General features: G+C 32.2%; 8 protein-coding genes. 4 read left to right on the top strand and 4 right to left on the bottom strand.

Annotated elements, in window-relative coordinates:
• Positions 1-500: 500 nt before the first annotated feature.
• The 4 genes from HKO22_RS06420 (at position 501) to HKO22_RS06405 (ending at position 7,482) form a co-directional block, all read left to right on the top strand.
• The gene (locus HKO22_RS06420; protein WP_169969360.1) at positions 501-734 is read left to right on the top strand and encodes a helix-turn-helix domain-containing protein; all 234 of its coding nucleotides are present in this window, start codon (positions 501-503) and stop codon (positions 732-734) included.
• Complete coding sequence (locus HKO22_RS06415) at positions 709-2,625, top strand: site-specific DNA-methyltransferase (RefSeq protein WP_169969358.1); 1,917 nt, start codon at positions 709-711, stop codon at positions 2,623-2,625. Before HKO22_RS06420 ends, HKO22_RS06415 begins: the two co-directional genes overlap by 26 nt.
• A 2-nt stretch (positions 2,626-2,627) precedes the next feature.
• Positions 2,628-5,597, top strand: coding sequence for a type III restriction-modification system endonuclease (locus tag HKO22_RS06410; RefSeq protein ID WP_169969356.1), 2,970 nt, complete (start codon positions 2,628-2,630; stop codon positions 5,595-5,597).
• 268 nt (positions 5,598-5,865) lie between these two features.
• Positions 5,866-7,482 (top strand): alkaline phosphatase, encoded by a 1,617-nt coding sequence (locus HKO22_RS06405; protein ID WP_169969354.1) that lies wholly within the window; start codon positions 5,866-5,868, stop codon positions 7,480-7,482.
• A 104-nt stretch (positions 7,483-7,586) separates the two neighbouring features.
• Here the strand turns inward: HKO22_RS06405 and HKO22_RS06400 are convergent, their stop codons facing one another.
• From HKO22_RS06400 to HKO22_RS06385, 4 genes are read right to left on the bottom strand one after another with little or no spacing between them, the layout of a single operon-like run.
• Positions 7,587-9,278, bottom strand: a complete 1,692-nt coding sequence (locus HKO22_RS06400) for a vWA domain-containing protein (RefSeq protein WP_169969352.1) — start codon at positions 9,276-9,278, stop codon at positions 7,587-7,589.
• A 2-nt stretch (positions 9,279-9,280) separates the two neighbouring features.
• On the bottom strand, positions 9,281-10,156 hold the full coding sequence (locus HKO22_RS06395) for an AAA family ATPase (protein ID WP_075659852.1): 876 nt from the start codon (positions 10,154-10,156) through the stop codon (positions 9,281-9,283).
• Positions 10,157-10,160: 4 nt separating this feature from the next.
• Positions 10,161-10,478 (bottom strand): hypothetical protein, encoded by a 318-nt coding sequence (locus HKO22_RS06390; protein WP_169969350.1) that lies wholly within the window; start codon positions 10,476-10,478, stop codon positions 10,161-10,163.
• A 53-nt stretch (positions 10,479-10,531) separates the two neighbouring features.
• Positions 10,532-11,986 (bottom strand): carbon starvation CstA family protein, encoded by a 1,455-nt coding sequence (locus tag HKO22_RS06385; protein WP_169969348.1) that lies wholly within the window; start codon positions 11,984-11,986, stop codon positions 10,532-10,534.
• Positions 11,987-12,049: the final 63 nt, after the last annotated feature.

Raw genomic sequence — 12,049 nt, 5'->3', positions numbered from 1 at the left:
TTCCTTTGATAATTTTAGATTGAGAATTTTTTTATGTTTTTACCATAAAAAAATATATGGTTTAAGCCATAAGACATAAACCATATATCATTAATTTTTATTCACCAACACTATTTGACAAAGAACCAAATTTAATCGGCATGAAGGCATTTACCTTTGTGCCGATTTTTATATGTCAATTTTTCCAAATCAATATAAGTCCACGAATATTTATAGGATAAGAGAAGTACATGATTTTTATAAATAACTTCTCCTAATAGACTCAGGACATTTTTAATACTTATGATTAATTATTTATCCTATCCAAATAGGAAATTTAAAATGAGGTTTTCCAGTTATTTAAAAAATATATTTCTCCTCTACTTGAATAAGACAAAAGGGATGATCTTGATTAGAAAAAGTAAAAATCAGTCTCAATAAATTTGTAAATATTGAGTTTGAATGTGTGATATAATTTTATAGAAAAACTATACAAAGTGAAATGTACTATGAGGTGGATTATGGGATTTTCCTATGATAAATTATGGAAAAAATTAATTGATGAAAAAATGAATAAACAAGACCTACAAAAAGCCATAAAAACAACACCTCGAACCATGGCAAAAATGGGACGAGATGAAAATGTGAGTATGGAAATATTGGGTAGAATTTGTAAATATTTTAAATGTGATATATCTGAGATACTTGAATATAGAGTGGAGGAAAATAATGATTGGTCAAAAAATAAAAGATAATCTAGAGAAAAAACCAAATAGTAGAGAAATGGAAAAATTTAAAAAAGACTTTCCACAATTTTTCTCAAAAGAAGGTGCATTCAAGCTTAATATATTTAAAGATTTTTTGTCAGAAGAAGAAATAGATATATCCAAAGAAGGATATGAACTTAAATTTTTAGGTAAGTCCTATGCCAAATACTTAAGTTCCTTGGAATCAGAAACCTATATTTCTCCAGATGTAGAACATAAATCTAAAGAAGAGAATAAGAATAGCGAAAATCTCTACATAGTCGGAGATAATATTGACGCCTTAAAGCATTTGTTAAACTCATATGCAGGAAAAATTAAGTGTATCTATATAGATCCTCCCTATAATACAGGTTCGGACGGCTTTATCTACCCTGATAATTTTCAGTTCAGTGTAGAAGAACTTTCTTTAAAAATTGGAATTACAGAAGAAGAAGCAGAAAGAATCCTTGATTTAGCCGGAAAAAGTACTCATTCTGCATGGCTTACCTTTATGTATCCAAGATTAGTATTGGCGAGAGATTTATTATCAGATGACGGGGCTATTTTTATTTCAATTGATGATAATGAACAAGCAAATTTGAAATTAATTTGTGATGAGATTTTTGGTGAGGAAAATTTTATTGTAGATTTAAAATGGGCAAACAAAGAAGGTGGGGGTTCTTCGGATTCGAAACTATTTAGAGTAAAAGATGAACATATATTAGTATATGGAAAACTAATAAATAATTTTGAAATTAGAGGTTTACCACCATCAAACATAGAACGATATAAGGAATCTGATGAATATGAACATACACGTGGAAAATATTATTTACAAAAACTTGGAATGGGTTCAATACAATATTCAGAATCCATGGATTATCCAATAACAATGGAAGACGGTACTATTCTATATCCTGCAGATAATAATTCCGGTAGAAGAGCCATTTGGCGTTGGTCAAAAGAAAAATACCAATGGGGGATTGAAAATGATTATATTGTATCAAAACAAGATAAGGAAGGGAACTGGGTTTTATACACTAAGCAATATCTAAATGCTGACAATAATGGGAATTTAATAGAAAGAACGCAAATTCCAATGGGAATAATTTCTCAATTTTCTAGTACACAGGGATCGAAGGAATTATCAAAATTAGGATTGGACGGATATTTTTCATACCCTAAACCTACATTTCTAATTAAATATCTAATTAATAGGATAACAGGGAATGAATTTACTTGTCTTGACTTCTTCTCAGGCTCTGCAACAACAGCACACGCTGTTATGGAACTTAATGCCGAAGATAATGGAAAGCGTAAATATATTATGGTCCAGCTTCCGGAAAAGATTGAAGAAAATAAGCCTGCCTATAAAGCTGGCTATAGAACTATTGATGAAATCGGCAGAGCGAGAATTGAAAAAGCAGCACAAAAAATCAAAGAAGAAACAGGTGCAAATATGGACTATGGCTACAAACTCTACTATCTTGAAACTCCTGAAGAGAAAACTCTGATTGATCTTGAAAATTTTGAACCGGAAATTAAATTCCTTACGAAGGACATGATAAAAATATTTGATAATGAATACTCTTCAGGAAAAGGAAGTATACTCACTACTTGGCTTAATGAAGATGGCTATGGTTTAACGAAGAGTTCAAGCCCCTATATACTTGAACATTATTCAGCAGACTTAATTGAAAAATCTCTTTATATTATAGATGAAGGTTTAGAAGATGAAGATGTTATGACCTTGATTAAAAGAATTGAGAATGAAGAACTGGATATTACTAGGGTTGTTGTATATGTCCATTCACTTCGTTTCAATGTTCTTCATGAACTGAGAAAGAATCTTAAGGTTTTAAGGAATAATAAAAATGTTTCACTCATTGAGAGGTTTTAATTATGAGCATTGAATTATCAATTTTACCTCATCAAGAAGACTTTTTAAAAGCTGTCAGGAAAGCCTTTGAAGATATTCGTGTAGTGGCAGGTGAAAATATCCATCAAAGTCCGGTGATCGATTTTGCGGACAACAAAATCAAAGAGAACATTAATGACTTGTGGAAGGGTTATGAAGATCTGCAAGCAATTCCAAGAATTTGGCGAACAAGAGATGATGAGGACTATTTAGGCATCGATATTCGCATGGAAACGGGTACGGGGAAGACTTATTGCTATACAAGAATGATGTATGAGCTTAATGAAATGTATGGATTTAATAAGTTTATTATTCTCGTCCCTTCAACTCCAATTAAAGAGGGCAGCAAGAGTTTTCTACAAGCAGATTATAGTAAAAGGCATTTTGCTGATCTTTATCCTAATAAAGCTCTTAATTTATCGGTATTAGAACCACAGAAAAAGACAAGGGGCAGGAAGATGTTTCCAGCAGCCATATCTGAGTTTGCTAGGGGAAGTAGTTTAGAGAAAAATCGCTTTTCTGTTTTACTCATGACCTCTGGTATGCTTTTGTCTAATGCAACTATGGCTAAAGATGATTATGATCAAACTATTTTAGGAAATTTCACCCAGCCCTATGAGACCTTGAGAGCAACAAGACCCATTGTAATCATTGATGAACCACATCGATTTAAAAAAGAAAATCAGGCTTATAAAAGAATCCTTGAAGAGCTACAGCCACAATGTGTTATTCGTTTTGGAGCTACTTTTCCCGACAAAAAGAAAAGCAAGGAAAAAGATTATAATAATCTTATTTTTAACTTAGGTGCAAGCCAAGCCTTTAATCAAAACTTAGTTAAGGGCGTGGAGACCTTTATGATTGATGCAGAAAAGGAAAAGGAAACTAAATTAAAGCTGATGGATTTCAAAAGAAGTCCTAAAGTTTGTACTTTTAGAGACGAGCAAACAAAGAAATCTCAAGAACTAGTCAAAGGAGATGCTCTCTCCATATTTGGTGAAGAGTTCTCGGGGATTACCCTTGAAGAAATAGGTTCTACATCTGATGATTCGATAAAAAGCGGAGTAACTCTATCTAATGGTCAAATACTCGCAAAAGGTGACATTGTTTATGGGGGAATCTACACTGAAACCTACCAAGAACTTATGTTGAAGCAGTCCATCATCAATCACCTTAAGACAGAAAAAGAAAATTTCTTACGAGGCAATAAGATAAAGACTTTGAGCTTGTATTTTATTGATTCTGTCAGGTCTTACCGAGACGAAGGGGGCGAGCCGGGACATTTAAGAGTTAAATTTGAAAATATGTTATCGGCTGCTCTTAATAGGGAAATTAAGTCGATTACTAATAGGAAAGATCAGAGGTTGCAAGAATATAAATCTTATCTTGAATCTTCTTTAGAGGATATTTCAAGAACAAATGGAGGATATTTTAGTGAGGACAACGCCAGTTCAGAAGAAGATATTCAAAATGAAGTGGATAAGATTTTAAGAGATAAAGACTTTTTATTGAATTTCCATGATGAAAAAGGCAATTGGAATACCCTGCGTTTTATTTTTTCAAAATGGACCTTAAAAGAAGGATGGGATAATCCCAATGTATTTCAGATTGTAAAGTTAAGGTCTTCAGGTTCAGAAATTAGCAAACTTCAAGAGGTTGGAAGAGGGCTTAGGCTTCCTGTCGATGAAAAGGGAAGAAGAATTGCAGATGAGCAGTTTTATCTAAAGTATTTAATCGACTATTCTGAAAAAGGTTTTGCAAGTAAGCTGCTTGGAGAAATAGAAGCGGATACACCGGAACAAAGCATGAATATTAAAAAATCTCTTGCTGAAATTGCAAAGATTAGGGGAAGTTCAGAAAACGAAATATTTAGCAAGATGCTTATGAAAGGCTACATTGACTTTGAGGGAAATATTCAAACTGAAAAAATTGATGATTTATATGCAGATTATCCTGAAGCAGTGGCTGGACTTAAACCTAATAAGGTTATTGATGGCAATAAAAAGAAAAATTTTGTTAAGGTTAGAAAAGATAAGTTTAATGATATTAGTAAGCTCTGGACAAGCATTAATCAAAAATATTATTTGAAATTTGAAGATATTCCTGAAGAAGAGTTAAGCAAGGCTCTTTATGATGTTTTAAATTCTGATATCTATAGAGACACGACCATAGATGTAAAAGCAAGAAGAACAGAATCTGTTGATGGGAAACTTGTACTTCGTGAGTATGTGGCAAACTATTACATTGTTGATGACAAAATAGCCTATGGAGATTTTCTTAAAGAAATGAATAGAAAGACAGGTATTTCTATAAACACTATTCACAGGACTTTGTGTAAATTTAACTACAAAGAAGGGGAAATTGACAATCGCTTATTTACAAGGACTGGAATTACTTTAGCGGTAAGAGAATTTAATAAGTGGTTAGATGAAAAACTCTTGAAGAAGTTCTCATACAAAGCATTGGATGTTGATTCAAGAAAAACAAGTTTGACAGATTATAATGGAGATGTACTAGATCAGGTCTCTCAAGGTGTTTTAGGTATTCACAGAGACGACACTGCCCTTGTACCTAAAGGCTTTATTTATGATAGCGTTGTGTATGATAGTCCAAAAGAAAGAGAAACTTTATTGAAAAGTGATATAGATGAAGTCCTTGTCTTTGGGAAGATTCCTAGAAGATCTATTCAAATACCTTTATTTACTGGTGGAACTACAAGCCCGGACTTTATGTATGTTATCAATTCAGAAAAGGGGGATTATGAAATTAATTTTATTGTTGAAACCAAGGATATGGATGATGATAAAGGACTAAGGCGTGGAGAAGAATACAGGATTAAATCGGCAGAGAAATTCTTCCAAACATTGAAGGAAGAAGGTTTAAATGTTGTATTTAAGAAACAACTTAAAAATGATGATATCGTAGCTATGATCAAGGGAATTAAATTAATTAAATAGTATTATAAAGGCTGTGAGTTTGAATGCTCATAGCCTTTTGCCACTAAGGATCCATCAAATTAGTTTTCTCAAATCCTAATTCAATTAGGTTTTAGTGTTCTTTAACAGGACTTTTATGGAGTAACCTTTGGAATTAAAGATTTAATAATAAAATATTTCGTAAACAACAAAGCTATAGTAAAAAATAATTATATAATTTACATTATGTAAATAATAATTTTACAATCCTCTGTTAAATTATAGTTAAATAATCTTATAGGAGGAATAAATGAAAAGGTTAAAGAAGATTTTAGCGGCGACACTTGTAGTAGCAACTCTTGTACCAAGTTTTGTCTTTGCTGATAAGAAAGACTATGGGAGTGCAAAAAATGTAATCATGATGATACCAGATGGAATGAGTGTTGAAGCACTTACCACTGCAAGATGGATGACTGAGGACAAAAAATTTGTAATGGATGATTTGGCAACTGGTCTTGTAAGAACTAATAACTCAAACACTCCAATTGCCGACTCTGCACCGGCAGGTACAGCGATGGCAACTGGTATAAAGACGGAATCACCTTTCGTGGGATGTTACCCAACTAAGGGAGGAATGCCAGGGGCTATTGAAATCGAAAAAGATAGAGAAAAACAACCAATAGCAAATGTACTTGAAGGTGCTGAAAGAAGTGGAAGATCTACTGGGATTGTTTCAACTTCAAATATTCAACACGCAACACCAGCTGATTTTTCTGCACACAATCCTGATAGAAACAATTACGAAGACCTTGGCGAACAACAAGTATATCAAGGAATGGAAGTTGTTCTAGGTGCAGGCAGTATGTATTTATCTAAAGAAAGTAGAAAAGACAAAGAAGACCTTATTTCTGAAATCAAAAATAAAGGCTATGATTATTTTGATACACTAGAAGGAATGAAAGCTTCAAAGGGCGACAAAATTTGGGGACTATTCGAAGATAAATCCTTTACCTATGAAATAGAAAGAGATAAGGCTAATAAACCATCACTTGCAGAAATGACAGACAAGGCTTTAGAAGTTCTTTCAAAAAATGACAAGGGATTTTTCTTGATGGTAGAAGGTTCAGAAATCGACTGGGCAGCTCACTCAAATGATCCCGTTGCACTTGTTCACGAGATAAAAGCCTTTGATGATGCAGTAAAAGTTGCAAAGGACTTTGCAGACAAACATAAGGACACAGTAATTGTGATTGCAGCAGACCACGGAACTGGCGGAATAACTTTTGGACATAGAAATATAACTAAAGGATACGACAAAGCACCTTTAAATGAATTTACAAACATAATTTCATCTGCAAAAGTTTCTGTAACAAAGGCAGCCGAAGAAGTTAAAGAGGACAAATCAAATATTAAAGAAGTTATGTCTAAGAATTTTGGGATTGAAGATCTAAATGAAGAAGAACTAAATCTAGTAAAAAATGAAAAAGACACAGCATCAGCAATGGGAAGAATTATTTCAGCAAGAAGTCACATAGCATGGACAACTGGTGGACATGTAGGTGGAGATGTGGGTTTATATTCATACTCAACAGCAGAAGGTGCAGAAAGACTAATTGGAACGGTCCACAATTATGAAATAGGAAGGTATATAGAAGATTTACTTGACATTGACCTAGATAAACTAACAGAAGAACTTTACCAACCAATTAGAAAGGGATTCGAAGATAAAGGTGCAAAAGTTGAATTTAATGCAAAAGGTGCAAATGATTATGAAGCAATTGTAACAAAGGACAATGACAAAATTATTTTCCCTGTATCAAAAAATTATGCAATTAAAAATGGCGAAAAAGTAGACCTTGGAGGACTTACAATTTACAGTACGAGATCAGTATATGTACCACAAAAAGCCTTTGAATTAGTAAAATAATAAAAAATTTCTACAAATAAATTTTATGAAATCCAAATATTTGAAAACTATAATTAAATTTACGAATTACAAAAAAACTGCGGCTAATTTTATGGCTGCAGTTTTTACATTCTTTCTATATTTGCGATTTCTCTTTGGATAAAACGACCGGCAACATTTGCGATTTCTTTTACACTTTTTATTTTTATAAAATTTCTATCAAATAAATATTTTGCATTGTCTATTTTGTCGCTATTTAATATTGCTGAGGTGTGGATGCCTATTTTTCTAAGTTTTTCTAATCCTTTTTTTGCATCATCGAGAGATGCTTTATCAGAATATTTTTTTGAACCAAAAAAGTTTTTACTAATCATAGGCTTTATGTCTCGTGGGAAGGCATCTGTGAGGACGATCATCATGTGATTTTTATTTTCTTCATCTACTAATTTAAGGTATCCACGATAAAAAAGTCCGTCACGATTCCAGCCCTGTGTTCTGTATTTAAAAATTTTTTCAAAGTCAGACTTTTCTTCATAGTTTTTTAAGATTGTGATAATGGTGTAGTCGCCAACAGTTTCGTAGGAAATCACACGGTTAAGTATTTTGTTATTTTCAAGGGACTTAGATACAATGTATGCTTCTATGGCAATGTCGCTTTCTATGTCCATTAAAGATGCAGAGGCATCGAGGACTAAGTCCACCTTGAGGTTAGAATGTAGATTTAAAAATTTTTTTGAAAAGATATTTACATTGTCAGATATCATTGACTTGTAAGCGAGCTTTGAAATTAATTTACCACTATTTGTTACTACTTCTTCTGTACTGAGATGATTTGAAAGTGCCATTCTAATTTTTTTGGAAAGACTTTTTATTTGTGTGTTATAAAAATTTTTATTTTCTCTAAACTTTAATAGGTGTCTATTTATTGCATCGTCATTAAAATTTTCTTCGCCAATATTTTTGTGATTTAGACCTCTTGTATAGTGAAGTTTTGATTTTTTATGTGCACCATATAAATATTTTTCTTCAATTATTTTCATTTCATCTTCGGAATAGATTGATTTTCCAAAAGTATCCTCGATGTATTTATATTTTTCCCTTCTGCGTTTTGCGGCAAAGGAGTACAAAAAACTTGTTATATTTTTGGTTTTTTTATTTTTGAAATCACCAAATATTGTGGGCTTGTTAGATCTTTCGAGGTTTACAAAGCCGATATTATCAAAAAGTTTAATATTTTTTAGTGGAGAAAATTTTAAAATTTCATTTTTTTTGTAATTTAGATTTTCGATAAAGATGTTTAAGATTCTTTCTTCGAAATTATTTTTATCTGTGTCGCTATCTAATTTTAAATTTTCAAAAATTTTTTCTCTTTTGTAGCTTAATTCATACTTTCTCCCCAATATAGAATGTGTCTTTTTAAGCTGCATATCAAAAAATAAGTTTTCTTTAAGTGCTAAATTTTTCCTTTGCAAGTCGTATTTGTCTTCTAAAAATTTTTTTGCGTAATTTTTGCGTAGAGTTTTCAAAACTTTTCGAGAATTGACTTCTTTTTTGTAGACAAAATCTTCTAATAGAAAAATTGCGAACATATCAAATTTATTTCGGTAGAGATTGTACTCCCAATTTGAAAACAATCTTTCGAGATTATGGCTGCCAAAATATTTTGAAGCGAGGCCAATAATTAAATTTATATAAAAATCTGGATTGCCAGAGAGGTCTTCGCCTGTTATAAAGGGCTCACTTGCATAGTCCATGGATCCATTCCAAATGATATTTTTTATTTTATTTTCTTGAAGTCTTGAATTTTTCTTTAACATAATTATTCTACAAAAATATCTTTAAAAAACAAGTTTTCATCAAACCTAGTCTTTATCAAGTCCTTTAAAATTTCTTCTTCATAAGTATCGAAAAGCTTATTTGCAATAGTTAGCTCTAATGCTGAATTTAAGCTAAGGTCTTCTTTTACAAGGTCAATTGCATCAAAGATCCCCCTAAGGTCTGGTGCGTTTCTGGAAATTTCTCCTGCTTCTGCTTTTAATTTCAAATCGTAAAAGAAAAAGGCAATGTTACCCACGTGTTCATTCTTCATATTTGGATATTCCTTTTTTATAAGATCTACAAGTCTTTCACGAGAGATCAGTGGCATTTTTATGATTACAAAACGAGAGAGAAGTGCCTCGTTTAATTCTCTTGTTCCTTCGTAGCCATAGTTCATAGTTGCAATAAATCTAGTGGCAGGATGAAGCTTAATCAAGTCGTAACCAGGTATGTCAATTATTCTTCTGTAATCTAAGATAGAGTGTAGTACAGCCATAGCCTCATTTTTTGCCATATTAATTTCATCTAAAACTACAAAACCGCCACAATTTGCTGCCTTAGTAATTGGTCCTTTGCGAAAGAGAACATTGCCATTTTTCAATGTGTCGTCGCCAATTAAGACAGAGCTATCAATATTTATGTGAAAGGACAAGTTCCAAAGAGGTCTTTTGAAGATGTAAGCGAGATTTTCTGCCAAAACATTTTTGCCAGTTGATTTGTCGCCAACTAATAAAATGTTTTTGCCGGCTAAAATTGCAGAGATTGCTTCCTTTAAAATTTCATCTCCAGAATAAAAGAAGTGAGGCTTGGGTATTCTATTTGTATATTTTTCATCTAATTCATAATTTTTTATAAAATCTTCAATTTTATTTTTCATTTTATCACTGCTCTATGGAATTTATTTCATTTGCAACATATAGCTTTTTAAAGTTTCCTAGCCCTATTGCAGATATAATTATCTCTTGGTCTTCTTTTTCTTCAAAATAAAGCTCAATAGTTGGATTATAATAAATAGATATATTAGACACTTCTGTTTTTTTATATCTACTTGTATCATCATCCTTTGTACTTATATTAAAATCATAAGTAGCCACAGAGCAACAAGATGCCTTTACATCAATATCTGGATTTATAAAAATTTTATTGATATTTTTCTTTTTAAGATATGCTAAAGCCTTATCCTTTAATATAAAATTCATAAAAACCTCCTAAATAAAAAAAGGTGGCATCTAACCACCCTTTTAATAAGCAATTAATCTAAAATTATAGATTCGATTCTAGTTTTATTTTTCTTGCCAATTTTTACTATAAAGAATGCATATAGTACTGCAATAACAGCAGCTGCAGGGTATGCAATTGAGAATGGCATTCCAAGTCCAAGGCCTTTTATGTTTATAATAAATGAGAATACTACAAATACATAGAAAACACCTGGAATTAAAGTAATAATATAGTTTTTGTTATTGTTAATTAAATAAATAGTAGCTACTGCAAGTGCGAAGGTTGCTACAAATTGGTTTGTAAAACCAAAGTATCTCCAAAGCATGTTAAATCCATTAGGATTTGATTTTGCAAAGAATAAAATTGCAATTGCTGGAATAAATAGAGCGGCAGAAAGGCCAGCTCTCTTTGATGGAGATTTTTGATCAATATTCAATTCTTCAGAGATGATAAGTCTAAGAGATCTAAAGGCAGTATCACCAGAAGTGATAGGAAGTGCAATAACACCAAGAACTGCAAGAAGTCCACCAACATTTCCCATGAAGTATTTAGAAATTTTACCAACCATAAGAGTTCCAGCTGTATCAAGTGGAGCTTGTCCAGAAGAGAAGATAACCATTGCACCAGCTGCCCAAACCATTGCGATGAAGCCTTCAGCGATCATAGTTGAGTAGAAAGTTACTTTAGCTTCAGATTCAGCTTTAATAGTTCTAGAAATAAGTGTTACTTGAGAACCGTGGAATCCAGATAGAATACCACAGGCAACAGTGATAAAGAATGATGGAATAAATTTTTGTCCAAGAGGGTGTTCTGCAAGAAGTCCAGCATTAGCGAAAGATAAGTCTCCAGATCCCTTGACAAAGATTCCAATAAATACTCCAATAGCAGAGATAATTAGAAAAGCACCAAAAATTGGATAAATTCTACCTATTAACTTATCAATAGGAAGTACAGTTGAAAGAATGTAGTAAATAAAAATTACTGCATAAATGATCCAAATAGCCTTTGAATCAACGCCAATTTTAAGAACATCATTTGCGATTAAGTCCCCAGGAGTGTAGACAAAAACTACACCAGTTAGAAGAAGTAAGATTGCAATAACAATATTGTAGAATTTACGAACTCCATCGCCAATGTATTTACCAACTAGTTTTGGTACTTGAGATCCGCCGTTTCTCATTGAAATAAATCCAGTCATGTAATCGTGAACTGCACCTGCGAAAACACAACCAATAGGAATTGCTAGAAAAGCAATAGGTCCAAAAAGAATTCCTTGAATAGGTCCAAGTATTGGTCCAGTGCCTGCAATATTAAGTAGATTGATGAGCCAGTTTTTCTTTTCGCTCATTACTACATAGTCAACTCCATCTGCCTTTTTGACAGCAGGAGTTTCTCTGTCATCTGGCGCCAATTGACTTTCTACATATTTAGAGTAGAAAAATCCGCCGCCAATTAAAATTATAAGCCCAATAATAAATAATAACATAATATCCTCCTTTACATATATTGCTTATATATAAATTATAGAACAAATACTTTATAAATACAA

This window comes from Peptoniphilus faecalis (assembly GCF_012976305.1).
Classification (GTDB): Bacteria; Bacillota; Clostridia; order Tissierellales; family Peptoniphilaceae; genus Peptoniphilus_A; species Peptoniphilus_A faecalis.
Note: the sequence above shows the minus strand (reverse complement) of the source record. Positions and strands in the feature narration are given on the sequence as shown.

Coding starts and splice junctions, on each gene's coding strand:
- HKO22_RS06420 (WP_169969360.1), top strand. CDS start 501: ATGGGATTTTCCTATGATAAATTATGGAAAAAATTAATTGATGAAAAA.
- HKO22_RS06385 (WP_169969348.1), bottom strand. CDS start 11,986: ATGTTATTATTTATTATTGGGCTTATAATTTTAATTGGCGGCGGATTT.
- HKO22_RS06415 (WP_169969358.1), top strand. CDS start 709: ATGATTGGTCAAAAAATAAAAGATAATCTAGAGAAAAAACCAAATAGT.
- HKO22_RS06395 (WP_075659852.1), bottom strand. CDS start 10,156: ATGAAAAATAAAATTGAAGATTTTATAAAAAATTATGAATTAGATGAA.
- HKO22_RS06410 (WP_169969356.1), top strand. CDS start 2,628: ATGAGCATTGAATTATCAATTTTACCTCATCAAGAAGACTTTTTAAAA.
- HKO22_RS06400 (WP_169969352.1), bottom strand. CDS start 9,278: ATGTTAAAGAAAAATTCAAGACTTCAAGAAAATAAAATAAAAAATATC.
- HKO22_RS06390 (WP_169969350.1), bottom strand. CDS start 10,478: ATGAATTTTATATTAAAGGATAAGGCTTTAGCATATCTTAAAAAGAAA.
- HKO22_RS06405 (WP_169969354.1), top strand. CDS start 5,866: ATGAAAAGGTTAAAGAAGATTTTAGCGGCGACACTTGTAGTAGCAACT.